A 26,356-nucleotide genomic window follows, 5' to 3' on the forward strand; every position below is an offset into this window, starting at 1 on the left:
AAGGGCCGGACGCTTGCGCGGCCGGCCCTATTTCACGACAGACTGATGACAGCTTTATTACTAAAGTGCCACCACTGGGCTCAATGTTTCGCAACCTGCGAGTTCAGGTGCAGGTAATCCAGCAGAATGTGACCGGTTTCACTCAGGTACGCATCGTCTTCAGGCTTGCTGTCGTCCGGTGCGGTGCCCAGCGGGTCTTCTTCTTCCTTCTTGAGCTCCTTGAGCGGCTCCTCGCCCTTGGCCTTGCGCCTTGCGTTCTCCAGCGCCAGTTGCTGCTGCTCGATGCTGGTGTGTTGAGCGCGGCGGTCAGCTTCGTTCAGGCTTACCGTCTTCTCCTCGTTGAGCTTCTGCGTCAGCGCCAGGCGATCGCGGATGTAGGTGAACTCCGCGCTCTTGGCGATGCGCTGGTCGTGCAGTTGCTTGAGCTGAGCGATGAACGGCTTGAACGGGTCAACCTCAGGCTTGATGGCCGGGCGGATGGTGTCCCACGGCATAGCCTCGGGCAGCGCGCTTTCGCCGATCTCCTTGGTGTCGATGATCGATGGGTAGGCGATGTCCGGCAGCACGCCCTGATGCTGGGTGCTCTGGCCGGAAACCCGGTAGAACTTGGCCAGGGTCAGCTTGAGTTCACCGTGGTTGAGCGGCTGGATGGTCTGCACGGTGCCCTTGCCGAAGGTCTGGCCACCGATGATCAGCGCACGGTGGTAGTCCTGCATGGCGCCGGCGAAGATCTCCGAGGCCGACGCCGAGAGGCGGTTGACCAGCAATGCCATCGGCCCTTTGTAGAAAGCGCCGGGGTTTTCATCTTCCAGCACGTCGACGCGGCCATCACTGTTGCGCACAAGCACCGTCGGGCCCTTGTCGATGAACAGGCTGGTCAGCTCGGTCGCTTCCTGCAGCGAGCCACCGCCGTTGTTGCGCAAGTCGATCACCACGCCGTCGACCTTCTCCTGCTGCAACTCGCCCAGCAGTTTCTTCACGTCGCGCGTGGTGCTCTTGTAGTTCGGGTCGCCGGCGCGGAAGGCCTTGAAGTCGAGGTAGAAGGCCGGAATTTCGATCACGCCCAGCTTGTAGTCGCGGCCGTCCTGGTTCAGGTGCAGGATCGATTTCTTCGCGGCCTGCTCTTCGAGCTTGACCGCCTCGCGGGTGATCGAAACGATCTTGCTGGTCTGGTCGTTCGGTGCGTTGGTGTGCGGAATCACTTCCAGGCGCACCACCGAGCCTTTGGGCCCGCGAATCAGCTTGACGACTTCGTCCAGGCGCCAGCCGACCACGTCGACCATTTCCTTGTCGCCCTGGGCAACGCCGATGATCTTGTCGGACGGCGCGACCTGCTTGGTTTTCTCCGCAGGGCCTGCCGGCACCAGGCGCACGATCTTGACCTGATCGTTGTCGCTTTGCAGCACCGCACCGATGCCTTCGAGCGACAGGCTCATGTTGATGTCGAAGTTTTCCGCGCTGTCGGGCGAGAGGTAGTTGGTGTGCGGATCATAGGATTGCGCAAAGGTGTTGATGTACGCCGAGAAGATGTCTTCGGCGCGGGTCTGGTCCAGGCGCGCCAGTTGGTTCTTGTAGCGCTTGGTGAGGGTGTCCTGGATCTGCTTGTTGTCCTTGCCAGCGATCTTCATGCGCAGCACCTCGTCCATCAGGCGCTTGCGCCAGAGCTCGTCGAGGTCAGCCTTGCTGGTGATCCAGGGGGCATCCTTGCGCTCGACCATCAGGCTCTGGTGAGTGGTGAAGTCGAGCTTGTCGACGCCCTGGCCGAGCAGGCCGAGGGTGAAGTCCAGGCGGTCTTTCACCCGGTCCAGGTAGCGCTTGTAAATCGTGAAGCCCGGGTCGAGGTTGCCACCCTTGAGGAAGTCGTCGAACTGCGTCTTCCACTTGTCGAATTCGCTGATGTCGCTGGCCAGGAAGTAACTGCGCGAGGGATCAAGCAGCTTGAGATAGCTGTCATAGATGATCACAGAGCGCGCGTCATCGAGTGGCGGCTTGCTGTAGTGGTGGCGTTTCAACAGCTCTACAACGTTGAGGCTGGCAATCACCTCGTCGCGGTCAGGCTGCAGGCCATCCCATTTGTTCGCTGCAAATGAAGGTGTTGCTGCTGGCAGAAGGGCGAGGCCCAGTGCCAATGCCAAGGCGGTGCGGGGAGAAATTGCTTCATGCTGATTCGACGTGGGGGCAATTGATAACGCATATTGGGCCGTCTTCGAGATGACCGAGTTCCATGCTGGCGCCGTGATAAAGCAGTTTTCATCTGGCGGGCCCGCAATCCGGTCGCATAATGCGAAAGCCCCGCGCCAAGGCGCGGGGCTCAGTCCTGAAACAACTATGGAGGTAGCGTGAAGGCATTGCAAGGCGTTGAAGGGCAAGTCGAGTGGGCCGAGCGCCCTGATCCCGCCTGTGACGTAGGGCAGGTACGTATCCGAGTGGCGGCCGCCGGGCTGAACCGGGCAGACCTGTTGCAGCGTGCCGGGATGTACCCGCCGCCGCCGGGCGCCTCCGATATTCTGGGCCTTGAATGCGCCGGGGTAATTGAAGAGGTTGGCCCGGGCAGCGCTTGGCAGGTGGGCGACAAGGTGTGCGCCTTGCTTGCCGGGGGCGGCATGGCCGAACAGGTGGTGGTCGATGCCCGCCACGTGCTGCCGGTGCCAGCCGGGCTGAGCCTGGAGCAGGCTGCGGGCATCATGGAGGTGTACGCCACTGCCTGGTTGAACCTGTTCCAGTTGGGCGGCCTCAAGCCTGGGGAGAAGTGTTGCTGCACGCCGGCGCCAGCGGTGTGGGCACCGCGGCGATCCAGCTGTGCAATGCCTTCGGCAACCCGGTGTGGGTCAGCGTCGGCTCCGCAGAGCGCCTGGCCTATTGCGAAAAGCTCGGTGCCCAGGGCGGTGTGGTCCGTCATGAGAACCTCGAAGCGCTGGTCGATTTCGGCCCGTTCGATGTGATTCTCGACCCGGTCGGCGCCAAGTACAGCGAACTCAACCTCAAAGCCATCGCGCAGGACGGCCGTTGGGTGCTGATCGGTTTGATGAGCGGCAAGGATGCGCAGCTCGATCTGGCCAAGGTGCTGGCCAAGCGCGTGCACCTGATCGGCTCGACCCTGCGCTCGCGTGACGATGCATTCAAGGCAGAATTGCTGGCCGACCTTGCGATGAACGTATGGCCGCTGTTCGAAGAAGGCCGGCTCGACCCACGCCTGGACCGCGTATTCGACGTGCGCGACGCGCAGGCTGCATTCGATGAGCTCGGCGAAAACCAGATCAGCGGGAAAATCGTTCTAACCGTAGGTTAGGGAGCTGCGAGCTGCGAGCTACGAGCTACTAGCTGCAAGTAAAAGCGAGATTTGGGGTGTTACGCAGATCTTGCTCTTTGGTGTGTCACCGCTTCACTGGACACCTGACTTGAGCGGCAGCACGGTTTCATAGGGGGTTTTGTATCCCAGTGAGCCGTGCGGTCGTTCGAAATTGTAGTACTCGATATATTCCTGGATCAGCCGTTTTGTCCGCGCATGAGGTTGGGCGCCCCAGCGCTTGAGCCACTCGCGCTTCAAAAGACTGAACCAGCTCTCGGCGCAGGCATTATCCCAGCAGTTACCTTTCCGAGACATGCTTTGGGCAAAGCCATGTTGCAGGAGCCAGTGGCGTACCCGCTCGCCACGATATTGGACGCCCTGATCACTATGAAACAACCCCTGGTGCGTTAGTCCTTCTGCTCTTCTGGCCATCTCGAGGGCCTTGATCACCAGCCCTTCCCGGGGCTGCAAACTCATCGAATGGCCGATCAGACGACGATTGGGCAATGACAGCACGGTCGCCAGATAAAACCAGCATCCATTTTCCAGGCGCAGTTGCGTGATGTCCGAGACCCATGTTTGCTTGGCCGGCGGGTTGTCGAACTGTCGCTCAAGCAAGTTGGGACGCGCAGGGTCGAGTACGCGCGCATATCGACGTTTGCGAGGCACGTAACAGGCGCGGCGGTCCATTTTTCGCATCAGGCGATGAACCCGATTGCGGCCGACTTTGACACCTTCCTGAGTCAATTGGTGGTGGATCTTACGGCTGCCCAATATCTGCATGGACTGGTCATGCAACTGCTCGATCCGCTCACTCAAAGCCATATTCTCCTGCTTGCGCAGGGAGCCGGGCCCCTGAGAGCTGGCCAGCCAAGCGTAGTAACCACTGCGCGCGACGTTGAGTACCCGACAGCACACCGCAACGGGCCATTCGTTCATTTGGTCGCGAATGGCCACATAAATTACTGCTGGCGCTTTGCAAAGTACTCTTCGGCCTTTTTTAAGATGGCAGTCTCCATCTTCAGTCGCTCGATTTCACGCTTCAGCCGCTTGTTCTCGCGCTCAAGATCCGCATTGCTGCGAGCAGGCGGTTCCGGTTTTTCTGCCATGGTGTGTGCCCCTATTCTGCCGGTACGAGAATACTCAGTACGCCAACGGCTGAGTACCGCGAGATGGATACCCAGCTCTTTGGCGGTTTCAGTGAGCGTACCGGCAGACTCGATTGAGCGCTTGACCGCTTGAGCTTTGAAAGCGTCGCTGAAGCGACGACGATGTTGGCATTGCATGGACACCCCTCCGTTTGAAAGGGTGTCCAGCAAATTGGTGACACACCACTTGCTCTTGCTTGCAGCTTGCAGCTTGCAGCTTCCAGCTCCTATGAGGTTCTCCAGGTGATTTCCTGCTCGCCGTCGGCGCTTATGCGTATCCAGCGGTCCGCCTCTTCGTCGGCTTCTTCTTCGACCCAGGTTCCCGGGGCGCAGCGCACTTCTACATCGAGCGCTGCATAAGCTGCCCGAGCACAGGCGATGTCATCGGCCCAGGGGGTGCTGTCGCTTTCCAGGAACAGGCTGTTCCATTTGCCGACGGCCTTGGGCACCCAGGTAACCGGCACGTCGCCTGCGGTGCATTTCCAGGCCTGGCCCTGTTGCACCCAGCCGCTGCAACTGCCCAGTGCGCTGCCGAGCCAGGCGGTGATGGCCTGGTGATCGACGTCGCTGTCCTTGAGGTAGATTTCGATGTCGGGTTGGCGCATGGCGTGAGCTCGGTAAGGGTCAGTGGGCAACGAAGTAATCGTAACGCATCGACACGGTAACGCTGAACGGCCCCGGCCGCTCGATCACCGCAGCGCGGCGTTCGGCACTGGCGCGCCAGCCGTGTGGCGTCATGGCCATCAGTGCAGCGCGCGAGTCGGGGCGATCAGCTTGAGGGTGTAGGTCAGGGTTTCGCTGTGGGCGTGGGCCATGCCGGCAGGCACTTGCGCCAGGTGCTTGTCGTCGACGTATTCGCGCACTTCGTCGTACAGCCGCTGGCGCAGTTCCATCAGATGGTCACGGGTGGGGCCTACCCGCAACAGGCCGCCACCCGGTGCCAGCAGGCGCTGAGCTTCGGCCCAGTCCAGCGGGCTGAATACACTGGTGAGCAGCTGGCAACTGGCGCTGGGCAGTGGAATGCGCGCCATGCTCGCCACCAGCCAGGTCACGCCCGGTGCGCGCTTGCAGCCGCGCTTTACCGCTTCGCGAGAGATGTCCAGTGCATAGCCGTCGCTGCCCGGCAGGGCCTCGGCGAGCTGCGCGCTGTAGTAGCCTTCGCCGCAGCCGATGTCGACCCAGCGCCTGGGCGCGTAGCCAGCGGCGAGCTCCGCCAGGCGGCGGGCAACCGGCGCGTAATGGCCTTCTTCGAGGAAGGTGCGGCGTGCGTCCACCATGGCCTGGTTGTCACCGGGGGCGCGGCTGTTCTTGTGCTGCACCGGCAGCAGGTTCAGGTAACCCTGGCGGGCGCGGTCGAAGCGATGCCCGGCCGGGCACGCCACGCCGTTCTCGGCATTGGCCAGCGGGGCCGAGCACAGGGGGCAGGTGAGCATCAGGCGAGCAACCGCACGAGGGTCTGGTAATAGATGTCGGTGAGCACGTCGAGGTCGCTGGCGAGCACGCGTTCATCCACCTGGTGAATGGTCGCGTTGACCGGGCCCAGCTCCACCACTTGTGTGCCGAGGGTGGCGATGAAGCGCCCATCGGAAGTGCCGCCGCTGGTGGACGGCTGAGTGTCACGCCCAGTGACGGCCTGAATGCTGGCGCGCACCGCGTCGAGCAGCTCACCCGGCTCGGTGAGAAACGGCAGGCCCGAGAGCGACCAGTCGATGTGCCACTCCAGCTGGTGCTTGTCGAGAATCGCCGCGACCCGCTGCTGCAGCCCTTCCACCGTGGACTCGGTGGAGAAGCGGAAGTTGAACAGCGCGGTCAGCGTGCCTGGCACCACGTTGGTGGCGCCGGTGCCCGAATCGACATCTGGAGATCTGGAAACTGGTGGGCGGGAAGAAGGCATTGCCATCGTCCCAATGCTCGGCAGCAAGCTCGGCCAGCGCCGGTGCAGCCAGGTGAATCGGGTTGCGCGCCAGGTGCGGATAGGCCACATGGCCTTGCACGCCTTTCACCGTCAAGGTGGCGCCGAGCGAGCCGCGGCGGCCGTTCTTGACCACGTCGCCTACCAGCGCGGTGCTCGACGGCTCGCCGACGATGCACCAGTCCAGCCGCTCGCCCCGGGCGCGCAGCACCTCCACCACCGCCTGGGTGCCGTGCACCGCAGGGCCTTCTTCATCGCTGGTGATCAGGTACGCCAGGGTGCCCTTGTGATCGGGGTAGTCGCGCACGAAGCGCTCGCTGGCCACTACCATCGCTGCCAGGCTGCCTTTCATGTCGGCTGCGCCTCGGCCGCAGAGCATGCCGTTTTCATCCACCTTCGCCGCGAACGGCTCATGCTGCCAGGCCTGTACCGGCCCGGTGGGCACCACGTCGGTATGGCCAGCGAAGCACAGCACCGGGCCATCGCCATTGCCGTGGGTGGCCCAGAAGTTGTCGACGTCTTCGAAGCGCATCGGCTCGAGCTTGAAGCCCACCGCGCCCAGGCGCTGCATCATCATGGCCTGGCAATCCGCGTCGAGCGGCGTGACCGAAGGGCGGCTGATCAGGTCGCAAGCCAGTTGCAGGGTGGGCGAAAGGTCGGCGGCGGCCGTCATGGGAAACTCCGGGCGAGGTAGCGGGCAAAGGGCGCTATGTTATAGCAAAAGCGCGGTATCAGGCGACCACCTCGACCCGCCCGCGTACCTGCTTGGCGCGATACAGAGCCTGGTCCACATGCCCCAGCAAGGTCTCGAAATCCTGCCGCGCTGCCAGGCTGCGTGTGTCGGCAAGGCCTGCGCTGAAGCTCAGGGTGAAAGGCAACTGCTGATCTGCCGCAAGGGCTGTTTTCAAGCGATCCAGAAAGCCTTGCGCCTGTTCGGCCTCGGTATGCGGAAACACCAGCAGAAACTCCTCGCCGCCCCAGCGCACGAACACGTCGCTCTCGCGTTTGAGCGCGTGCACGGTGCGGGCGAACAGCTGCAGCGCGGCGTCGCCCACGGCATGGCCGTGCTGGTCGTTGATGAGTTCGAAGTGGTCCAGGTCGATCATCACCATCGCCGCCGGGTAGCGCCGCAGCAGCGCCTGAGCCCACTCCTGGCGCAGCAGGGTGCTGGCGCCACGGCGATTGAGTGCGCCGGTGAGGCTGTCGGTGACGCTCAGGTGCTGGATCTGATGGCGCAGCTGTTCCTGCAGCATCAGTGCGAAGCTCAAGGTGAACAGGAACGAGACCATGAAGTCCATGGCCAGCGCCGCGAGGGAGGGCAGGTCCGGGATGTCGAGCACCAGTGCGGGCGGTGTTTCGACCAGCATGGCCAGGGTGTTGCCGGCATGGAACAGTATCAGTGCAACGTGCCCCACGATCAGCCCCCAGGCGCCGCGGTAACGCTGGCGCAGTGGCCAGGTCACGCGCAGTTGCCAGGCGATGGCAAGGGCAAGCCAGCCGGTGAACCACGGCAATACCCAACCGCTGGGCAGCAGCGCATGCGCGCCCAGGGCGAAGGCCAGGGCGGGGCCCAGTACCGTCACGAGGATTCGCTGGTTGCCTGCGGTAGAGTCACCCATGTAATGCAGCGCCAGGGTATGGGAACCGATCGCGATCAGCAGCAAGGCAATGTTGGCCGTAAAGCACTGCCCCGGCGTGAACAGGCCCAGCCATGGCAGATGCTCCGGCACCAGGCCAGGCTGCAGCATCGGCACCACGCGGTAGGCGGCCAGCACCAGGTCGCCGACTATCCACGCATGCACGGCCGGGCTATGGCGGCCGTGGCCGACGTAGGACAGGCACAGCACCAGGGTGGTCATCAGCCCGAACGGGGTGATGAGATAAAGCAGCATCAGGGGGTCGTTGAGCAGCATGGCCGGGCGGCACGCGGGGAAATGAAGGCGCGCATTCTACTGCATCGGCTTGCCTACGGTGATGGCACACGAGGCTATAATGCGCGCCGATCTGACTGGAGGTAACCCGATGAGCACTGACGACCCCCGCTTTGGCGGCATTGCCCGCCTGTATGGCCAGGCGGGCCTCGAGCGCCTGCGCGCTGCTCATGTGGCGGTGATTGGCATCGGTGGCGTCGGCTCATGGGCCGCCGAGGCGCTGGCGCGCAGTGGTGTGGGCGAGATTTCGCTGTTCGACCTCGACGACGTGTGTGCGAGTAATACCAACCGCCAGGCCCATGCGCTGGAAGGGCACACCGGGCAGCCCAAGGTGGAAGTGACGGCACAGCGCCTGCGGGCGATAAACCCGGCCTGCACGGTGCACGCGGTGCAGGATTTCGTCACGGCCGAGACCTTGGGTGAGTACATCACCGAGCAACTGGATTTCGTGGTCGACTGCATCGACAGCGTGGCAGCCAAGGCGGCACTCATCGCCTGGTGCAAGCGGCGCAAGATCGGCATCGTCACCACCGGCGGCGCCGGCGGGCAGATCGACCCGACGCGGGTGGAGATCGCTGACCTCAACCGCACCACGCACGACCCGCTGGCTTCGCGGGTGCGTTCGCTGCTGCGCCGCGACTATGGGTTTTCCCGCAACACCTCGCGCAGCTACAGCGTGCCGTGTGTGTTCTCGACGGAGCAGTTGCGCTACCCGTTGCCGGACGGCGGCGTGTGCCTGAGCAAGAGCTTCGTAGGCGAGGGTGTGCGCCTGGACTGCGCCGGCGGCTTCGGCGCAGTGATGATGGTCACCGCGACCTTCGGCATGGCTGCAGCAGCCCGTGCAGTGGACAAACTGGTGGCCGGCAGCCGCCGCCCGAGCGAGCGGCGCAGCGCTTCAGGGCTTGCCGACGAAGCCTGAGAAACGCTTGTTGAACCCTGCCACGCGACCTTCGCTCTTGGCCTTGCGTTCCTTGCCGGTGTAGACCGGGTGCGAGGCGCTGGAGACGTCCAGCGCTACATAGGGATACGTATGGCCATCGCTGTGGGCGAAGGTCTTGTCGGTGTCGACAGTGGAGCCGATCAGCCAGAAAGCATCGGCGCCTACGTCGTGGAAGAGGACGGGGCGGTAGGCGGGGTGGATATCGGGTTTCATGAGCAATCCTCTCGATCAGTAATGTTATGTTGTAACTGATGATATAGATTCTCATCGGGCTTCGCCAGTGGCCAAAGCGGGCTAGGAAAATTCCGAAATTTTCCCGGTGTGTGGTCGCGCAGGCTCCAGAGCGCCAACGTGTAGAGCCCGCCTACCGCTGGAGCGCTCATGGACACGGCCAGATGCACTGAAGATGACGTTCGTTACCTCGCCAGCCACTTCGCTCTGCTGCCGGCCGCTGAGCTCGAGCGCAAGCGCAGGGCACTGGTTTGCGACAGTTGCGGCGCGGAGGCGTACTTTCGCAAAGCCTCGGCGAGCGGGCAGGGCGCCTGCTTCGGCGCCAGGCCCCACGGCCTGCTGTGCCAGGCCACCGCGATAGGGGCGGTGAAGGGCAATGCCAATCCCGAAGAGCAGGATATTCTCGACAATCCCGGTGACGTCATCGAACTCGACCTCTGCTATGGCCGTGCGGGCACCGGTACGCCGTTGCCTTGGCAAGCGCCAGTCACCACACCGGGTTCGGCAGGTCGCTACACTGGGCTGGGCTCTGGAGCCCCGGCGCTTACTCGCCGGCGTTTGACGCCGATTCTTCGCAACCTGATCTACAGCGAACCGTTCCGCAATTCTTCGCAGGTCATCAACGTGCCTGGCCAGGGCATTCACACGATCAGGCGGTTTTTCGTCTCCACCCATCAGGTGCATGCCGGGCTCGAAGGCTGGCACCTCGGCTACTGGGGAATGATCGCCAGTGTCGGTGTTGCCAATGACGAGGGGGCGCTCTGGCTGAATGCTGGCGGGTATGGGGACTACAGCGTGCTGGTGTCAGAGAATATGGTGAGCGACCTGTTGCGGCGTGCGCGCAAACAGGATGTGGATGCCCTGGCGGGTTGCCACCTGCTGGTGCTGGGCGAGTTGAGGCGGTCTGGCGGGGGCAAGTTGTGGGTGTATCTGGACGACGTCGAACGCTGCGCGGTGTATGACGACTGAACGCTCCGTTGCACGTCGCCTGTTGCACGTCGCCTGTTGCACGTCGCCTGTTGCATGTCGCCCGGCAAGCCGGCCTCCCACGATTTGATCTGCGCCCGTTGCACGGCGTCGCGCGGCGAGCCGCCCTCCCACCGAATTTGATCTGCGCTCCGGATTCAGGTGGGAGGCCGGCTTGCCGGGCGACGATTGACATTCCAGTGCTACGGTGCAGATCAAATGGTGGCGACGAGGCCGCTCACCCTCACCCGGATACCAACACCCGCATCCGCTGCACAACCGCATTGAGCCCATTGCTGCGCGACGGCGACAGTTGCCGCCCCAGCCCCAGCGCCTGGAACCACTGCCCGACGTCCAGCCCCTGCAACTGCTGCGCACTCAAGCCTTCGACCCTGACCAGCAGCAGCGCCAGCAAGCCGCGCAGCAAGCGGGCGTCACTGCTGGCTCGGAACGCCCAGCCATGGCCGACACGCTCCGCCACCAGCCACACCAGGCTTTCACACCCCTGCACACGATTGGCCTCAGTCTTTTCCACGTCGAGCAGCGGGGGCAGGCGATCGCCCCACTGCATCAACAGGCGTGCGCGTTGCTCCCAACTGGCGATTCCGGCAAAAGCATCCAGCGCAGCCTGCGCTGCGGCAGGCAGGCTCATCTCAGCAGCTCCAGGCTGGCATCGAGCGCCTCGAAGAAGCGATGCAGGTCGGCCGAGTCGTTGTACAGCGCCAGCGAAACACGGATCGCGCCGCCCAGCCCAACTGCCCGAACAGCGGCATCGCGCAATGCAAGCCGGCACGCACCGCGATGCCCTGTTCTGTAAGCAGATGGGCCAGGTCGGCGTTATGTACGCCTTGCACCACGAAGCTCGCCAACGCTCGCTGCGGCGCGCCGAGCACCTGGATGCCTTCCCGGTCGTTGAGCCCGCGCAGCAATTGCTCGTGCAGGGCCTGCTCATGGGCCAACACCGCTTCGGTTTCCAGGCCGCCCAGATAGTCGAGCGTCGCTCCCAGGCCGATCACCCCCGCTATAGGCGGAGTACCGGCTTCGAAACCCAGTGGCGCCGGCCGGAAGCTGGCGCTGTGGTAGCCCGCCTGTTGCACCATTTCACCGCCGAACTGCCAGTGCGCCAGCCGCTCCAGTGCCTCGCTGCGGCCGCAGATCACTCCGACCCCGTCAGGGCCATAGAGCTTATGGCTGGAAAACACATAGAAGTCGCAACCCAGAGCACCGAACTCAGGCCGGCCATGCACCACGCCCTGCGCGCCGTCGACCACGCTCAATGCACCCTGCTCGCGGGCCAGCTCTGCCAGCTCGCGCACCGGCTGTCGAGTACCGAGCACGTTGGAGAGCTGGCTGACCGCAACCAGCCGCGTGGCCGGGCCGATCAGCGTGCGCGCGGCTTCAAGGTCTATGACGCCGGCTTCGGTCAACGGCAGCACCACCAGCTTCAGGCCCTTGCGCTGCGCCAGTTGCTGCCAGGGCAGCAGATTGGCGTGGTGCTCCAGGGCGCTGACGACGATCTCGTCGCCCGCCTGGCACTGGCCTTCGAGCCCGTAAGCCAGCAGGTTCAGCGCCGAGGTGGCGCCGTGAGTGAATACCACCTGCCGGGCGCTCGGCATCGCCAACCAGAGCGCAACCTTCTCGCGGCTGGCCTCGAAGGCCTGGGTCGCCAGAGCGCCGGGCAGGTGCTGGGCACGGTGCACGTTGGCCGCGCCGTGGCCGTAGTAATGGGCAAGCGCGTCCAGCAGGGCTTGAGGCTTCTGCGTGGTGGCGGCGCTGTCGAGGTAGGTTTGCTGCTGGCGTTGCAGCGCAGCGATGGCGGGGAAGTCCGCGCGCCAGGGGGAGGTGTGAAACATGGCGAGGGCCTCGCGCATCGAAGGCCGGGGCAGGGGCCCCGGCCGAAGGGCAGATCAGTTGTGAGCGTGCAGCGCGTCGTTGAGCTCGATGGCCGACTTGTGGGTCTTGCATTCCACGGCGCCGGTTTCGGAGTTGCGACGGAACAGCAGGTCCGGTTGGCCAGCCAGCTCGCGGGCCTTGATGACCTTGACCAGCTCGCCCGCGTCGTCCAGCAAGCGCACCTTGGTGCCGGCGGTGACATACAGCCCCGACTCCACGGTGTTGCGGTCACCCAGCGGAATGCCGATGCCGGCATTGGCGCCGATCAGGCAGCCTTCGCCGACCTTGATGACGATGTTGCCGCCGCCGGAGAGGGTGCCCATGGTCGAGCAACCGCCGCCCAGGTCCGAACCCTTGCCGACGAACACGCCCGCCGAAACGCGGCCCTCGATCATGCCCGGGCCTTCGGTGCCGGCGTTAAAGTTGACGAAACCCTCGTGCATGATGGTGGTGCCTTCGCCGATGTAGGCGCCCAGTCGCACGCGGGCGCTGTCGGCGATGCGCACGCCGGCCGGAACCACGTAGTCGGTCATCTTCGGGAATTTGTCGACCGAGAACACCTCCAGCAACTCGCCCTTCAGGCGCGCTTCGAGCTGGCGCTCGGCCAGTTCGGCCAGGTCGACCGCGCCCTGGCTGGTCCAGGCCACGTTCGGCAGCAGCGGGAAGATACCTGCCAGGCTGGTGCCGTGCGGCTTGACCAGGCGGTGCGAAAGCAGGTGCAGCTTCAGGTACGCCTCGGGGGTGGAGGTGAGTGCGGCGTCTTCGCTCAGGAAGGTCGCCACCAGCGGCTTCTGGCTTTCGGCCAGGCGCGTCAGCAGCGCGGCTTGCGCAGCATCGATGCCCTTGAGGGCGTCGGCCAGCTCGCTGGCCTGGGTGTTGTTGAACGCGATGGCCTGGTTGCCACCGGTGTAGCCCAATACCTTGGCGGCGGCATCGGCCAGCGCAGCTGCAGGGTTGAGCAGGGGTTGGGCGTAGAACACTTCCAGCCAGGTGCCCTGGCGGTTCTGGGTGCCGACACCGAAGGCCAGGCTGAACAGGTTAGCGGACATGCAGTTACCTCTATATTCGTAAACGGCGCCGGGGCTCAGAGGGCCGCGGCGTACAGGTCAGGTTTGAAGCCAATCAGGGTGCGATCGCTCAGCTCGAGCACCGGCCGCTTGATCATCGACGGCTGGGCCAGCATCAGTTCGATGGCACTGGCCTGGTCGAGGTCAACCTTCTGTGCCTCGTCGAGCTTGCGAAAGGTGGTGCCTGCGCGGTTGAGCACGGTTTGCCAGCCGTGTTCATCGCACCAGCGCGCCAGGTGCTCGCGGTCGATGCCCTGGGTTTTGTAATCATGAAACGCATACGCCACCTGATGCTCGTCGAGCCAGGTGCGGGCCTTTTTCATGGTGTCGCAGGCTTTGATGCCGTAGAGGGTGTAAGCCATTGGTTAACGAGGGCTGGCCGGGCTTGACCGTACCTTCCCGCTGTCTCCGGTCGATTCAGTGGGCCGAATTATGCGGGATCGGGCGGCTCGATGCCACGGTTGTCAGGCTCGGATGTGTTAGCCCGGCCTTAAGCCCGCGGCCTTGGAGCCGCTCAGGAAACTTCGCGTGCCAGCTCATCGCGGCGGGTTTCGTAAGCCTTCAGGTAGACCGACTGAAGGCCTGCCACCGTTGCCTCGGCAACCTGATCCCTGTCCACGCCAAGGGTGAACCCGTTGGCGAAGGTGATCGTACGTTCCAGCTCGCTTCTGTTGTGCGCTGCTTGAACTTCAGCAAGCAGAAACTTTGCCGTCGTCTTCATCGCCAGTGGCATCGCCATGGCTTCCAGATCGTCGCTGAGCCGTTCGGTGTGAGATGAACCTGGCATATCCATCAAGTGGGGCATCTCATGGCCTTGTGGTTTCGTGGCATCTGGCAGCTCATACGTTCAGCCACTTCACCATAGACGATGCCGGCCGATCGCCCGCTTTTTTATTCAGGCCAGGGCCGAACGATCACCTCTGGCCTGAAACCACCTTGAAAGTGGCAGCCTGATGCTGAACGGCGGATCGCTACCTCCCAAGCAGCTCACTGATACGCGCTGCAAGCGTATCCACCGCGAACGGCTTGGTCATGACGGACATCCCGACATCCAGCTCTCCACTTTTCAACATGGCGTTCTCGGCGTAGCCGGTAATGAACAGCACTTTCAATTCCGGGCGCGTGGCGCGGGCCGCGTCGGCCATCTGTCGGCCATTCATGCCTCCCGGCAAGCCTACGTCGCTGATCAGCAGGTCGATACGCGCGTCCGAGAGCAGAATACGCAGGCCGCCTGCGCTGTCGGCGGCCTCGATGGCCGTATAGCCAAGCTCGCCCAGAACATCGGTCACCAACAGCCTCACGGTGGGTTCGTCTTCCACCACCAGAATGGTCTGGCCCTCCAGCGCCTGGGTGCTCAGTTCAGTATTCAGAGAAGGCTCCGAGGGCGAGGCCGAACCCAGATGTCGCGGTAAGTAGATGGACACCGTAGTGCCTTCCCCCACGATCGAATGGATGCGGACCTGGCCATGGGACTGCTTGGCAAAACCGTAGATCATGGACAAGCCCAGGCCCGTCCCCTGGCCCAGAGGCTTGGTGGTGAAAAAAGGATCGAACGCTTTGGCGACCACGTCCGGGGGCATGCCGGTGCCGGTATCGGAAACGCTCAGGCACAGGTACTCACCCTCGGGAATGTCCTGGCGCTGGGCAGCTTTGCGGTCAATGTGGCGATTGGAGGTCTCGACGATGATGGTGCCGCCGTCAGGCATGGCGTCTCGGGCGTTGATGCACAGATTCAGCAGGGCGTTTTCCAGCTGGGACTGATCGACCAGCGCCGTCCACAGTTCGGGCGCCTGAAGTACCTGGACAGGCACGCCTGGGCCCACGGTGCGTTGGACCAGGTCGCGCATGTCCGACACCAGCGAGTTGACATCCGTACAGACCGGGTCAAGTGTCTGCCTTCGAGAGAAGGCGAGCAGGCGGTGGGTGAGGGCGGCGGCGCGTTTTGCCGCCCCCTGGGCCGCTGTCATGTATTTGTCGATATCTTTAAGGCGGCCCTGATTGAAGCGCTTGCTCATCAATTCAAGGCTGCCGAGGATGCCCGCGAGCAGGTTGTTGAAGTCGTGGGCGAGGCCGCCGGTGAGTTGGCCTACAGCTTCCATCTTCTGTGATTGCCGAAGTTGATCTTCCGAGCGCAGCAGCTCTTCGGTTCTTTCAGCCACGCGTTGCTCGAGTGAGTCGGTCAGTGCCCGCAGCGCAGCGATCGCGCTGTCGCGCTCACCTTCCACGGCACGGCGCCCTTCCAGGTCGATCAGCACACCTGGAAACGTTGAGGGCACCCCATCGGCGCTAAGCCTCACCTGCCCGTTGGCTTCGAGCCAGTAATACTGGCTGTCGGCGCGCCGGGTCCGGTATTGGTAGACGAAATGGCCGCCACGACCCACGGCTTCATGAATAGCGGCCAGCAGGCCGTCCTTGTCATCCGGGTGAACGGTTTCGACAACTTGTTCCAGAGGGAACCCTTTACGGCCGAGGGCAGGGTTCAGCCCGAAAGTGACCGCGAAGGATTCATCGACCGAAAACAGATCTTTTTGTATGTCCCAGACCCAGGTGCCGATGATCGCTCCGGCCGACAGCGCGAGCTGTACCCGCTCGATATTTTCGCGTGCCAGCGCCTCCGCCGCTTTTCGACCGGTGATATCCCGGAACAGGATCGAAACCTGGCGCCTGGAGGCCGGCTCTACCCGCGAAGCCGATACTTCGATGTCCCGGCCTGCCGCAAGGAAGTAGCGCTCGAAGCGAACAGGCTGGCCGGTTTGGAGGACTGCGCCATACAGCGCTACCCACTCATCTGCGTCCTCTGGTTCGAGCTCCCTGATGGTTTGCCCCAGGATGTCGGCGATGCCGGTCTGCCGTTCATAGCCAAGATTCGCTTCCACGTGCCGGTAGTCGCTCAACGGCCCGTGAGGGCCGTCGAAGAACTCGATCACGCAGAACCCATCGTCGATTGCCTCGAACAGCACCCGATAACGGGCGTCGCTCGTTGTGCGGGCCTCGTCCGCCTGGCGCTGCGAAGTGATGTCGCGGGCCGTGCCAGAAAACCGCACCGGTTTGCCATGGCTGTCTGTCTCCATCAGGCCGGTACGGTTGATCCACCTGACCTCGCCGGTGTCCGGCCGTTGAATACGATAGTCGACATTGGCGATGTATTCACCTTGTGCGCGACCCGCAGCGGTCGAAACCCGGCTCGCGTCTTCGGCAATGACCAGTGCCTGGACGTCGACCGCAGGATAACTGGCCGCTGGCGTCAGCCCATACAGCCGGAAAAACTCAGGCGTCCCATACAGCACATCATTTGCCAGGTCGACATTGAACAGCCCTACGCCGCCCGCTTCCTGGGCTCGGCGAAGCAACTGCTCGGTTTCCTTCAGCGCTTTGCCGGCCAGATGCTCGGCCGTGCGGTCCCGGAAGATCTTGACGAAGCCGATGTGCTCGTCTTGCTCATCACGCAACGGCATCATTTCGCCCGATGCCCAGAAACGCTCTTCGCCCTTGCGCAAATGCCAGCGCTCGTCGGTTGCACGCCCCTCTCTCAGAGCGCAGCGCATTTCGTATTCGGCGCGGCCCTCGGCGCGGTCCTCCGGCACAAAAAATCGCGAAGCGTCCTGGCCGCGCATTTCCTCCGCCGTCCACCCCATCACCTGTTCAGCGCCAGCGTTCCAGTCGGTGATGATGCCTGCCGTGTCGGTCACGACGATGGCGAACTCGGTGGCGCTATCGAACACTGCCTTGGCGCGGGCGGTGTCTGCGCCTGAGTGCCTAGCCTTGGCGCGAAGTTGATGAATCTCGGCTTCAAGCGCCTCACGAGAGAGATGGCTCAGGTGGTCTTGGGACAACGAACGACTCCCTATGGCCGCTGGCCATGAATTGGGCAGGAAACTCCACGTGCGACATCGGCAGATGGCAAATGACTGCCGAAGTGAGGCAGCACGGCGCATGGGCCCCGGCTATTGGTGCGCAACGCAAGTGATGCTACCGGACTTGTGCCATCCCGGCTGGCACGCCGACGATCGGTCGACGGCTACCTTCTGATGGGTGGCCCGCGCCTTGAGGATTCGCCCTCGACCACTCCTTGAACGGCCCAGTGAGTTCTTGCCAGCATCGCAAGATGCACCCGCACTTTCGGACGATTCACCCTTGAACCCTTCGGCACTACACGTATTGAGGCTCACATTTTTTATCGGATGTGTACATTGCCGAATCCCCGTGGCGATAGGCCGTTATGGCCTTCCTCGTGCTGGGGACGAGGGCCTACATTCGCGCCCCTCGAGCTTTTGCCCGGGAAGTATTCATCGACAAGGAGCCAAGCGTTGAGCGCCATCAACACCCTCAAGTACCTCTTCCTGTGTGTCGGCCTGCTCATGCTCGCCGGCGCGGTCACAAGCTGGAACAACTCGCGCACGTTCATGGCCACTGCGCTCACCGCTCAAGGAGAAGTGATCGACCTGCTGCCTGAACGCAGCGAGAACGACTCGTTGACCTACAGCCCTGTGGTGGCGTTTATCACCGCAGAAGGTGAACACATCGAGTTCACCAGCTCCACCTCAAGTTACCCACCGGCCTATGCGCCGGGTGAGCAGGTAGAGGTGTTCTATCAGCAAGGCAAGCCGCAGGATGCGAAGCTTGGCGGCATGTTCGAGCAGTGGGGGGTGGTGCTGATTTTCGGTTTCATGGGCCTGAGCTTCGGCGCTATCGGTGCGGGAAAACTGCTCGTTCAGCGCCTGAAGCGCAGTCGTCGGGAAGGGCTGATACGCACAGGCAAAGCTGTCACTGCCAAGGTCGAGTCGGTTGCGCAGAAACCGAGGGTGAAGGTCAACGGCCGGCACCCTTGGGTGATTCACTGCCAATGGCACAACCCGGCTACCGGCCAGGTGCATCTGTTCATCGATGCACGCAATCCGCGCCAAACACCATGTGGACATGCGCTCGCTGCCTGCGCTGGCGGGTTGATCAAGGCGTTGGATATATCCGCGCGGCGAAGGCTTTGTCCTGCTCACTGAGCTCAAGGTTGTGGCCGACTTCCCAATCACCGTGCGTCAGCTCGTTGCGCACCGGGTAGTGCATGATCGATGAGCGATCGTAGCGGGTGAAACCGTGGCCTCGCTCGGGCAGGCGGCCGAGTACCTGGTCGTCCACGGTTGCCTTGTCATGACCTTTTTCGGCGTACCAGGCGTAGACCTTGTCGAGGTCCCAGGGAATATTGGCTTGCGGGTGCTGATGTTCATGCTCCAGCCCCAGGGCATGCCCGAACTCGTGCATGACCGTAGCTTCGAAGCGTTCCTCGCCCGGGCGTACGCTCAACACCATGGTGGGTACCCAGGGATCATTGGCTTTGGCATCGGTACCGATCAAGGAGTAGTTGCCAGGGCCTTGCACACTGATGCGGATATCACCCTTGCCTTCGCCCGGCTCACCTTCACGCCCATCGATGAATTCCAGTGTCAGGTTGATGTGCGGCTGCCATTTGAGCACGGCGTGCTGGATGGCCTGCCAATGAGCGAGGTCCATCGGGTCATCGATCCAGGCGATGTTCAGCACGCGGCCGTTGGCCCAGAAGCGCGAATGAGCGCCGGCCGCACGCTTGCGCCGCGACTTGCCGGCGGGTGCAGCTTCGGGCGCTCGCTCAGCGCGGCTTCACGTGAATCGAAAAAATCAGGCGTATGGGGGTGCTGGCAGTTGATCAACATGGTTGAAGCTCCAGTGAAGTGGCCGGCGACAGTAGGTCAACAGGCTCGGCTAACCGGAACATTCATGTGCCACCCGAACAATGTGTTATGCCACCTGAGCACTCGCCTGCCGCCCCGGCACCGCCTCCAGCAATGCCTGGGTGTACGGATGAGCCGGTTGCCCGAACACCTGCCAGGCCGGGCCTTGCTCCACCACCTCGCCCTGGCGCATCACCATCACTCGATCCGCCAGTTGCGCCACCACCGCCAGGTCGTGGGACACGATCACGCAGGCGATGCCCAGCTCGCGCTGCAGTTCGGCCAGCAGGTCGAGGATCTGCCGCTGTACGGACACATCCAGCGCCGACACGGGTTCATCCAGCAATAACACCTTCGGCGCCAGCGCCAGTGCCCGGGCAATGGCCACGCGCTGGCGTTGGCCGCCGGACAGTTCGTGAGGCAGCCGATCCAGAAAATGCACGGGCAAGTGCACCTGTTCCGATCAGGCGTTGCGCCGCCTGCTCCAGCGCCGCACCCTTGGCGATGCCGAAGGCCAGCAGCGGCTCGACGATGCTGTCGAACACCGTCAGCCTCGGGTCGAGCGCCGCGAAGGGATTCTGCTGCACCAACTGGATCTGCCGGCGCAACGGGCGAAATTGCCGCCAGCGGTAGCGGCTGACGTTCTGCCCGGCGACCCACACCTGGCCGCTGTCGGGCTGCTCAAGCCCGAGCGCCAGGCGCAAGGTGGTGCTTTTGCCGGAGCCTGACTCACCGACGATGCCCAGGGTTTCACCTGCGCGCAGTGCCAGGCTCATCCCTTGGAGAGCCTGGAAGCTCGTCGGCTGGCCCTTGATACGCGGCAGCGCGTACGCCTTGCTCACATCCTCCATCTTCAGCAGCGGCTCGCCCTGCCGCGCGGGCCGGGCTTCGCGTGGTACGGCAAAGGCCGGTGCGGCGGCCAGCAACTGGCGCGTGTAAGGCTGCGCCGGGCGCGCCACCACTTGCCGCGCAGGGCCTTGCTCGATCACCTGGCCGTTGTGCATCACCAGCAAACGGTCGGCCCGCTCGGCGGCCACGCCCAGGTCGTGGGTGATGATCAGCAGCGCGATGCCGCGCTCGCGCACCAGCTGCTCCAGGTGGTCGAGAATGCGCCGCTGCACGGTCACGTCCAACGCGCTGGTGGGCTCGTCGGCGATGATCATTTGCGGCTCGCCCGCCAACGCGATAGCGATCAGCACCCGCTGGCGCATGCCGCCAGACAACTCGTGGGGATACTGGCGAGCGCGCAGGGCAGGGTGGTCGATGCCGACCTGTTCCAGCAGTGCGAGCACGTCCTGGTCGACGCTGCGGTAACGCCCACCTTTGCTCAGGCTCAAGGCTTCGCCGATCTGCCGGCCGATGCGCTGGGTAGGGTTGAGGCTGACCATCGGGTCCTGCGGCACCAGGCCGAGCGTGCTGCCGCGCAGGGCGCGGCGCTGGCGTTCGCTGGCGTGGCTGTAATCTTGACCGTTGACTCGCAACTGGCCGGCGCTGATGCGCGCGTTACCGGGCAGCAGGCCGAGCAGGGCGTTGGCCAGGGTGGTCTTGCCCGAGCCTGATTCGCCGACGATGGCCAGGGTTTCACCGGGCCGGATCGCCAGCGACACCTCACGCAATGCCAGGACCGTTTCGCGGCCGGCCTGGTAGCTCACGCTCAACTGGCGCAGGTCGATCAAGGTGGATGCTCACTCATCGCGAGGTCTCCTCCAGGGTGCGGGCAATGTGATTGAGGCTGAACACCACCGCCACCAGAAACGCGCCCGGCAGCAGCGACACCCAGGCGCTGTGATCAGAAAGTGCCGGCCGGTGGCGATCAGCGTGCCCCATTCAGCCGCCGGCGGGGCCGCGCCGAAGCCCAGGAAGCTCAAGCCGGCCGTCGCGAGAACGGCTGCGCCGAAGTCGAGGGTGGCCAACACTGCCACCGGCCCCCAGGCGTTGGGCAGAATGTGCCGGCGCAGCGTGCCGAGCCAGCTGACCCCGCCAAGGCGGGCGGCCTCCACATAGGGCAAGGTCTTGACCCGCAGCACCTCCGCGCGGGTGGTACGGGCGAAGCCCGGGACGATGCCCACGCCCACCGCCACGGCCACCGGCAACGTGCCGAAGCCGATGGCGGTGACGATCGCCAAGGCCAGCAGCAGGCCGGGCAGCGCCAGCAGCACATCGATCACCCGCATGATCAGCGCATCCACCCGGCCACCAGCAAAGCCTGCGAGCACGCCCAGCCCAAGCCCGCCCAGCAGGGCCAGGCCTACGGCGAGCAAGGCGGCGCTGATCGACAGGCGTGCGCCGTACACCACCCGCGTATACAGGTCGCGCCCCAACTCATCGGTGCCGAACCAATGCTGCGCGTTGGGCGCGATCAGCTTGGCCAACGGGGCAGTGGCATTGGGGTCGAATGCGCTGAGCGTCTGAGGCAACAGCGCCGCTGCCAGTGCAAACGCCACCACCAGCACGGCCAGGACGAAACCTGGCCGGCGCCATAACCGCCGGGTGGCGGCCCACTGGCGAGCCCAGCGGCCCTGGCGGCGCCAAGCCTTGCGGCCAGCGGTGTTCAGCGCCAGGGGCGCTTCGGAGGCGATGGGCATGTCAGGCTCCTGAAGGGGCAGGGGTTCGGTGAGTGATGCGCGGGTCGAGCAGCGGGTAGATCAGGTCCACCAGCAGGTTGACCAGCACGAAGGCGGCCGCCGAGACGCTGACGATCGCCAGCACCACGGGAATGTCCTGGCGCAGCACGGCCTCCTGCGCCAGCCGGCCCACGCCGTTGCGGCTGAAGATGGTTTCCACCAGCACTGCGCCGGAAACGGTATTGCCCACCTGCAGGCCGAACAGCGTGAGGATCGGCAGCGCAGCGTTCTTGAAAGCGTGGCGCCACTGCACCTGCGCCCGGCTCAGGCCCTTGGCGTAGGCGGTGCTGATGTAAGGCTCGCGCCATACGCCCTGAAAGCCCCGCTGCAACACCTGCGCGTACACCGCCGCACTCGGGATCGCCAGCGTGATGGCGGGCAATACCAGGCTTTGCACACCCTGGCTGCCGGTGGCGGGGAACCAGCCCAGCCCGAAGGCGAATACCTGGATCAGCAGCAACCCCATCCAGAACACCGGCACCGAAAACCCCAGCGACGGCAGCCTTGCCAGTGCGGTTTTGAGCGGCTGCCAGCGCACCAGCGCGGCCAGGTAACCCAGGCCAACGCCGCCGAGCACCGACAGCAACACTGCCAGGCCGGCCAGTTGCAGGGTTTGCGGCAGGCGCTCGGCCAGCAGTTGCGCGACCGGCCGGTTCAGCGACAGCGACTGGCCGAAATCCCCGTGCAGTGCGCCGCCCAGCAGGTGGAAGTACTGCGCGAACAGGCCGCGGTCGAGCCCGTAGTAGGCCTGCGCCTTGGCGAGATCCTCCGGCGACAGCGAGTCCGCCTCCATGCCCGCAGCGCTGAGCATGATCGACAAGGTGTCGCCTGGCAGCAGGTAAAGGATGAAATAGGTAATGGTGTAAGCGCCCCACAATACCAGCAGCGCCTGGCCGAAACGCCGCACCAGGTAGCGGCTCATGGCGTGCTCACCTTGATGTCGCCCAGCAGTGCGAAGCCTTCGGCCGTCCAGTGGAAGCCCTGCACCTTGGAGGAGGTGGCGGCCTGCCACACCCGCTCGTAGATCGGGAAGGCAGAAGCCTCGTCCAGCAGCAGGTCTTGCAGGTCGCCGTAGGCCTGGGCGCGCTGGCCGTTGTCGGTGGCGGTGATGCCGGTGTCGAACAATGCCGTTGCCCTGGCCAGGGTCTGCGGCTCGATAGGTATTGGTGGCGAAGGTGGAGCTGTTGGCGCTGCGTGGGTCGAGGATGGTTTGCAGGATGATCGGGTCGGCGCGGGTCATGTAGGTCGAGCTCAGGTCGTAACGGCCCTGGCTGTTGACGGCGGTCCATTCGGCGCGGGTGACCACCGAGAGTTTGAGGTCGATGCCCACCTTGCGCAGTTGGTCCTGCACCAGCACGTCGCCTGCGGTCTCGCTGGTGTTGATGTTGTAGCTCAGCGCCAGGCGCTTGCCGTTCTTCTGGCGGATGCCGTCCGCGCCTTTCGACCAGCCCGCCGCATCGAGCAGGCGTTCGGCGCCGGCCGGGTCGTAGGCGAGCTTGGCTGCCTGGTTCTTGAAGTAAGGCGTGGTGCTGTCGTACACCCCGCTCACCACCGGGAACTGCGGGCTGTAGACGGTACTGGCGTAGGTCTTGCGGTCGATGGCCTTGAGCAGCGCCAGGCGCACCTGTTTGTCACCCAGGATCCGCCCGTCACGGGTGTTGGGGTACAGGTTCAGTGCCGGGCCTGGCAGGGCGCGGCTCTGAATGGTCGCGCCCTTGGACTGGTAGAGCTTGGCGTCGACTTCCGAAAACGGGTTGCGTGGCCAGAGGATGTCGGCCTGGCCCTGCAGGAACAGGCCGTTGCGCACGCTCTCCTCTGGCACATAACTGATGTCGACGCTGTCGAGGTAGGCCTCGCCCTGGTTCCTGGTATTGGCCGACGCCCAGTGGTAACCGGTGCGCTTGACCAGCCTGGCGCCCACTTCCGGGGTGTAGTGCTCGAGCACGAAAGGGCCGCTGCCGATGATCTTGCCCAGCGAGCGTTCCTTGGCACTCAGCGCATAAGACGCAGGGGCCAGGATCGCAAGGTTGGTGGTGGAGGCGGCCTGCAAGAAGCCCGCGTTGGGTTTGGCCAGCACCAGTTTCACGGTAAAGGGGTCGACCACTTCGGCGTGGTCATAGCCGGCCAGGTAGGTTGCGCCAAAGGTCGCCGGCAGCTGGCTGGCGAAGGCCTTGTCGCTGTCGAAGGCGGTTTTCACCGCCTGCGCGTCGAAGCGTTCGCCATTGCTGAAGGTCACGTCGTCGCGCAGGTGGAAGGTGTAGGTCAGCGCGTCGCCGCTCACTTCCCAGCTTCTGGCCAGCCACGGGATGATCTTGCCGGTGTCGGGGTCCTGGTCGGTCAGGGATTCGGCCACATTGCGCAGCAGCACCCGGTGCTCCAGCCAATAGACCTGAAAAGGGTCGACGCTCACCAGTGTGGTGTTGTCGCCGAAGAACGCGATCTTGAGGGTCTTGGCCTGGCTTTGCGGCGTAGAGGGCGAGCAGCCGGAGAGCCCGCTCAGGGCGCCGGCCAGGGCCAGGGTGGTCAGGGCCAGGCGCCACGGCCGGGCTTTTACGGTGGGCTGCATGCAGAAACGTCCTTGATCGAGAGGGCGGCGGGCGAATCAGTCGGCGTAGGCCAGGGTTTCGCGGTCGAGCTGGCGAATCAGCGCGTCCCAATGCAGCTGGATGACCGGGTTGTCGCCCGAAGCGGTCGCGGCCGACTGCTCACGCACTTTTTCGATGGCCGCTGGCGGGGCGTGCAGCAGGTCGGCATTGCCGCCGGCCTGGGCGGCGATCTGGATATTGCAGGCGCGCTCCAGGCCATGCAGCTCGCGGAAGGCATGCTCGATGCTGACCCCGCCGGTGAGCAGCCCGTGGTTGCGCAAGATCAGGATGTTGCTGTCGCCCAGGTTGGCCACCAGGCGCTGCTGTTCGTCCAGGTCCAGCGCAACCCCTTCGTACTCGTGGTAAACCACGCGGCTGTAGTAGGCCAACGCGTGCTGTGACAGCGGCAGCAGGCCACCGCGCTGCGCAGACACCGCAGCGCCGTCGCGGGTGTGGGTGTGCAGCACGGCTTTCAGGTCGGGCCGAGCGCGGTGGATGGCGCTGTGGATCACGTAGCCTGCCTGGTTGATGCCCAAACCCAGCGGGTCGTCGACCAGGGTGCCGTCGATGTCCACTTTCACCAGGTTCGAGGCGCTGATCTCGTCGAACAGCAAGCCATAGGGGTTGATCAGAAAATGCTCGTGTTCGCCGGGCACCCGTGCGGAAAAGTGTGTGTAGATATGGTCGGTCCAGCGCAACTGCGCGGCGATGCGGTAGGCCGCAGCGAGCGTGACGCGTACTTCCCATTCTTCCGGGAAACGCGCTGGCGAAGCGTGGGGCGGGTGGCGAGGTTGGCAAGCGAGCTCATGGGGGCTCCTGATACGAATCAGCGAAGGTGCCCATGGCGGTGAACCCTGGGCGCGGAAAGCAGCACGGTTGCAGGCTGCGTAGGCGCCTCAGGGCGATGAGGTGGCTTGGAAACGACGATATTTTTATATTCGAAGGCTGTAAAAGGTTATTTGGCTATAAGCTAATCATCAGTATTTCTGAATTAAAAAGCGGCAGATTATGCGCCGCTGGAATATTCTGGGCGCTTGTCGAGGCCGGAGAACCCTTGCATGAAAATAGATGACATCGATGCTTTCATCGCCGTGGTGCGCTCGCAATCCCTGGGCGTAGCGGCCGAGGCCCTGCAACTTACGCAATCGGCCATTACCCGCCGCCTGCAGAATTTCGAGGAAGCGCTGGGTGCAGTTCTGCTCGATCGCCACACCAAGCCGATGAAGCCGACCGCCATCGGCTGGCGAGTGTACGAACGCTGCCAGGCGGTGATGCGCGAGGTGGATGCGCTGCGCGAGCTGGTGGCCGAAGATGCCAGCCCTTCGGGCACGCTGCGCCTGGGCGTGCCACAGACCATTGGCGATGCGGTTTTGCTTGAGGCACTCCAGGGCATGAAGGCGCGCTTCCCCGAGCTTCAGGTGCAGGTGGCCCACGGCTGGGGTGGCAACCTGGTGCAGCGCATCGAACGCCGTGAGCTTGATGCTGCTGCGGTGTTGTTCCCGGCGGGCAAGGTGTTTCCCGAAGGCGTTACGGGGCAGTCGCTGGCACAGATGCCTTTGGTGGTGGTCGGGGCCAAGGACGCATCTGCGCGCAAACGTTGCAAACTGGCCGAGTGCCAGGCGCAGGGCTGGGTGCTCAACCCCGATGGTTGCGGGTTCCGCGCCGGGCTGCAGCGGGCCCTGGCCGAACAGGGGCAGGGTTTGAAGGTGAACCTGGAAATCTTCGGCACCGACCTGCAACTGGGCCTGGTCGCCAGCGGCATGGGCCTGGGGCTGGTGCCCGAGCCGCTGCTGCAGGGCAGCCGCCACCGCGAGCGGCTGGAGGTGATCAACGTCAGTGACTTCCGCCCCGTGATTGACCTGTGGCTGGTGCAGGCTGCGTTCGTCGGCAACCTGCAAGGCGCGGTAGACCTGTTCGGCGATGTCGTCGCAGCAGGGGCTGGCAGTGCGCGCGCAAGTGGCTTGAGGTGCGTTTTCGGCATATTAGGATATGCCTAAATTGAATTTCACTCAGGTGGTGGTGGGCCTTTAACGTAGCGCTCAGTTCAACCACGTCTTGAGACCGCGCA

Annotated in this window: 17 protein-coding genes and 8 pseudogenes; 5 read left to right on the forward strand and 20 right to left on the reverse strand. The window is 64.0% G+C overall.

Annotated elements, in window-relative coordinates; genetic code table 11:
- Positions 1 to 80 precede the first annotated feature (80 nt).
- Entirely contained in the window at positions 81 to 2,153 is a 2,073-nt protein-coding gene (locus LN139_RS03050) for a carboxy terminal-processing peptidase (protein WP_236360241.1), read from the reverse strand.
- A gap of 186 nt (positions 2,154 to 2,339) precedes the next feature.
- On the opposite strand from LN139_RS03050, the pseudogene LN139_RS03055 reads away from it, so the two are divergent.
- Positions 2,340 to 3,289, forward strand: a pseudogene (locus LN139_RS03055) (NAD(P)H-quinone oxidoreductase).
- A 93-nt stretch (positions 3,290 to 3,382) separates the two neighbouring features.
- On the opposite strand, the gene LN139_RS03060 reads toward LN139_RS03055, so the two are convergent.
- The 6 genes and pseudogenes from LN139_RS03060 to LN139_RS03085 all read right to left on the reverse strand — a co-directional run bounded on the left by LN139_RS03060 (position 3,383) and on the right by LN139_RS03085 (position 8,241).
- On the reverse strand, positions 3,383 to 4,246 hold the full coding sequence (locus tag LN139_RS03060; RefSeq protein WP_236358596.1) for an IS3 family transposase: 864 nt from the start codon (positions 4,244 to 4,246) through the stop codon (positions 3,383 to 3,385).
- A 5-nt stretch (positions 4,247 to 4,251) separates the two neighbouring features.
- A complete protein-coding gene (locus LN139_RS03065; protein WP_236355192.1) occupies positions 4,252 to 4,575 on the reverse strand; it encodes a transposase in 324 nt (107 codons plus the stop codon).
- Between the two features lie 89 nt (positions 4,576 to 4,664).
- Positions 4,665 to 5,042 (reverse strand): hypothetical protein, encoded by a 378-nt coding sequence (locus LN139_RS03070; RefSeq protein ID WP_236358598.1) that lies wholly within the window; start codon positions 5,040 to 5,042, stop codon positions 4,665 to 4,667.
- A gap of 19 nt (positions 5,043 to 5,061) precedes the next feature.
- Positions 5,062 to 5,870, reverse strand: a pseudogene (locus tag LN139_RS03075) (putative RNA methyltransferase).
- Positions 5,870 to 7,022: pseudogene (dapE, locus tag LN139_RS03080) on the reverse strand (succinyl-diaminopimelate desuccinylase). Before dapE ends, LN139_RS03075 begins: the two co-directional pseudogenes overlap by 1 nt.
- Before the next feature lie 58 nt (positions 7,023 to 7,080).
- Positions 7,081 to 8,241: a GGDEF domain-containing protein gene (locus LN139_RS03085; protein WP_236358600.1), complete on the reverse strand. Its 1,161-nt coding sequence runs from the start codon at positions 8,239 to 8,241 to the stop codon at positions 7,081 to 7,083.
- Positions 8,242 to 8,371: 130 nt separating this feature from the next.
- Between LN139_RS03085 and tcdA the strand changes: the two genes are divergently transcribed.
- On the forward strand, positions 8,372 to 9,199 hold the full coding sequence (gene tcdA / locus LN139_RS03090; RefSeq protein WP_236358602.1) for a tRNA cyclic N6-threonylcarbamoyladenosine(37) synthase TcdA: 828 nt from the start codon (positions 8,372 to 8,374) through the stop codon (positions 9,197 to 9,199).
- Here tcdA and LN139_RS03095 read toward each other — a convergent pair.
- Positions 9,176 to 9,433, reverse strand: a complete 258-nt coding sequence (locus LN139_RS03095; RefSeq protein ID WP_236358604.1) for a type B 50S ribosomal protein L31 — start codon at positions 9,431 to 9,433, stop codon at positions 9,176 to 9,178. The two genes, tcdA and LN139_RS03095, sit on opposite strands and share 24 nt — an antisense overlap.
- A 168-nt stretch (positions 9,434 to 9,601) precedes the next feature.
- Between LN139_RS03095 and LN139_RS03100 the strand changes: the two genes are divergently transcribed.
- Entirely contained in the window at positions 9,602 to 10,420 is an 819-nt protein-coding gene (locus tag LN139_RS03100) for a hypothetical protein (protein WP_236358607.1), read from the forward strand.
- A 241-nt stretch (positions 10,421 to 10,661) separates the two neighbouring features.
- On the opposite strand, the gene LN139_RS03105 is transcribed toward LN139_RS03100, so the two are convergent.
- The 6 genes and pseudogenes from LN139_RS03105 to LN139_RS03130 form a co-directional block, all read right to left on the reverse strand.
- A complete protein-coding gene (locus LN139_RS03105) occupies positions 10,662 to 11,069 on the reverse strand; it encodes a SufE family protein (RefSeq protein ID WP_236358609.1) in 408 nt (135 codons plus the stop codon).
- Positions 11,066 to 12,270: pseudogene (locus LN139_RS03110) on the reverse strand (aminotransferase class V-fold PLP-dependent enzyme). The gene LN139_RS03105 and the pseudogene LN139_RS03110 overlap by 4 nt, the downstream one beginning before the upstream one ends.
- Positions 12,271 to 12,324: 54 nt before the next feature.
- Positions 12,325 to 13,359, reverse strand: coding sequence for a 2,3,4,5-tetrahydropyridine-2,6-dicarboxylate N-succinyltransferase (dapD, locus tag LN139_RS03115; protein WP_236358611.1), 1,035 nt, complete (start codon positions 13,357 to 13,359; stop codon positions 12,325 to 12,327).
- A gap of 35 nt (positions 13,360 to 13,394) precedes the next feature.
- Positions 13,395 to 13,739 (reverse strand): ArsC family reductase, encoded by a 345-nt coding sequence (locus LN139_RS03120; protein WP_236358614.1) that lies wholly within the window; start codon positions 13,737 to 13,739, stop codon positions 13,395 to 13,397.
- A 152-nt stretch (positions 13,740 to 13,891) separates the two neighbouring features.
- Entirely contained in the window at positions 13,892 to 14,182 is a 291-nt protein-coding gene (locus LN139_RS03125) for a hypothetical protein (RefSeq protein ID WP_236358616.1), read from the reverse strand.
- Positions 14,183 to 14,348: 166 nt separating this feature from the next.
- Positions 14,349 to 17,210 (reverse strand): PAS domain-containing hybrid sensor histidine kinase/response regulator, encoded by a 2,862-nt coding sequence (locus LN139_RS03130; protein ID WP_236358617.1) that lies wholly within the window; start codon positions 17,208 to 17,210, stop codon positions 14,349 to 14,351.
- A gap of 474 nt (positions 17,211 to 17,684) precedes the next feature.
- Here LN139_RS03130 and LN139_RS03135 point away from each other — a divergent pair, with 474 nt between their 5' ends.
- The gene (locus tag LN139_RS03135) at positions 17,685 to 18,374 is read left to right on the forward strand and encodes a DUF3592 domain-containing protein (protein WP_236358620.1); all 690 of its coding nucleotides are present in this window, start codon (positions 17,685 to 17,687) and stop codon (positions 18,372 to 18,374) included.
- Here LN139_RS03135 and LN139_RS03140 read toward each other — a convergent pair.
- The 6 genes and pseudogenes from LN139_RS03140 to LN139_RS03165 form a co-directional block, all read right to left on the reverse strand.
- Positions 18,325 to 18,912: a M12 family metallopeptidase gene (locus LN139_RS03140; protein WP_236358622.1), complete on the reverse strand. Its 588-nt coding sequence runs from the start codon at positions 18,910 to 18,912 to the stop codon at positions 18,325 to 18,327. The two genes, LN139_RS03135 and LN139_RS03140, sit on opposite strands and share 50 nt — an antisense overlap.
- Before the next feature lie 234 nt (positions 18,913 to 19,146).
- Positions 19,147 to 20,755, reverse strand: a pseudogene (locus LN139_RS03145) (dipeptide ABC transporter ATP-binding protein).
- A gap of 13 nt (positions 20,756 to 20,768) precedes the next feature.
- Positions 20,769 to 21,664 (reverse strand): annotated as a pseudogene (locus LN139_RS03150) (ABC transporter permease).
- A gap of 1 nt (position 21,665) precedes the next feature.
- Positions 21,666 to 22,625, reverse strand: coding sequence for an ABC transporter permease (locus LN139_RS03155; protein WP_236358625.1), 960 nt, complete (start codon positions 22,623 to 22,625; stop codon positions 21,666 to 21,668).
- Positions 22,622 to 24,269 (reverse strand): annotated as a pseudogene (locus LN139_RS03160) (ABC transporter substrate-binding protein). The gene LN139_RS03155 and the pseudogene LN139_RS03160 overlap by 4 nt, the downstream one beginning before the upstream one ends.
- Before the next feature lie 36 nt (positions 24,270 to 24,305).
- Positions 24,306 to 25,096 (reverse strand): annotated as a pseudogene (locus LN139_RS03165) (class II aldolase/adducin family protein).
- Between the two features lie 250 nt (positions 25,097 to 25,346).
- Between LN139_RS03165 and LN139_RS03170 the strand changes: the two are divergent.
- Positions 25,347 to 26,285, forward strand: a complete 939-nt coding sequence (locus LN139_RS03170; RefSeq protein ID WP_236358627.1) for a LysR family transcriptional regulator — start codon at positions 25,347 to 25,349, stop codon at positions 26,283 to 26,285.
- Positions 26,286 to 26,356 lie beyond the last annotated feature (71 nt).

The organism is Pseudomonas sp. KNUC1026 (assembly GCF_021650705.1).
Lineage (GTDB): Bacteria > Pseudomonadota > Gammaproteobacteria > Pseudomonadales > Pseudomonadaceae > Aquipseudomonas.

Bases quoted from the DNA above. Each gene is read 5' to 3' on its own strand.
- dapD (WP_236358611.1), bottom strand. From the start codon at position 13,359: ATGTCCGCTAACCTGTTCAGCCTGGCCTTCGGTGTCGGCACCCAGAAC.
- tcdA (WP_236358602.1), top strand. From the start codon at position 8,372: ATGAGCACTGACGACCCCCGCTTTGGCGGCATTGCCCGCCTGTATGGC.
- LN139_RS03125 (WP_236358616.1), bottom strand. From the start codon at position 14,182: ATGCCCCACTTGATGGATATGCCAGGTTCATCTCACACCGAACGGCTC.
- LN139_RS03095 (WP_236358604.1), bottom strand. From the start codon at position 9,433: ATGAAACCCGATATCCACCCCGCCTACCGCCCCGTCCTCTTCCACGAC.
- LN139_RS03085 (WP_236358600.1), bottom strand. From the start codon at position 8,241: ATGCTGCTTTATCTCATCACCCCGTTCGGGCTGATGACCACCCTGGTG.
- LN139_RS03170 (WP_236358627.1), top strand. From the start codon at position 25,347: ATGAAAATAGATGACATCGATGCTTTCATCGCCGTGGTGCGCTCGCAA.
- LN139_RS03120 (WP_236358614.1), bottom strand. From the start codon at position 13,739: ATGGCTTACACCCTCTACGGCATCAAAGCCTGCGACACCATGAAAAAG.
- LN139_RS03105 (WP_236358609.1), bottom strand. From the start codon at position 11,069: ATGAGCCTGCCTGCCGCAGCGCAGGCTGCGCTGGATGCTTTTGCCGGA.
- LN139_RS03100 (WP_236358607.1), top strand. From the start codon at position 9,602: ATGGACACGGCCAGATGCACTGAAGATGACGTTCGTTACCTCGCCAGC.
- LN139_RS03070 (WP_236358598.1), bottom strand. From the start codon at position 5,042: ATGCGCCAACCCGACATCGAAATCTACCTCAAGGACAGCGACGTCGAT.
- LN139_RS03065 (WP_236355192.1), bottom strand. From the start codon at position 4,575: ATGCAATGCCAACATCGTCGTCGCTTCAGCGACGCTTTCAAAGCTCAA.
- LN139_RS03155 (WP_236358625.1), bottom strand. From the start codon at position 22,625: ATGAGCCGCTACCTGGTGCGGCGTTTCGGCCAGGCGCTGCTGGTATTG.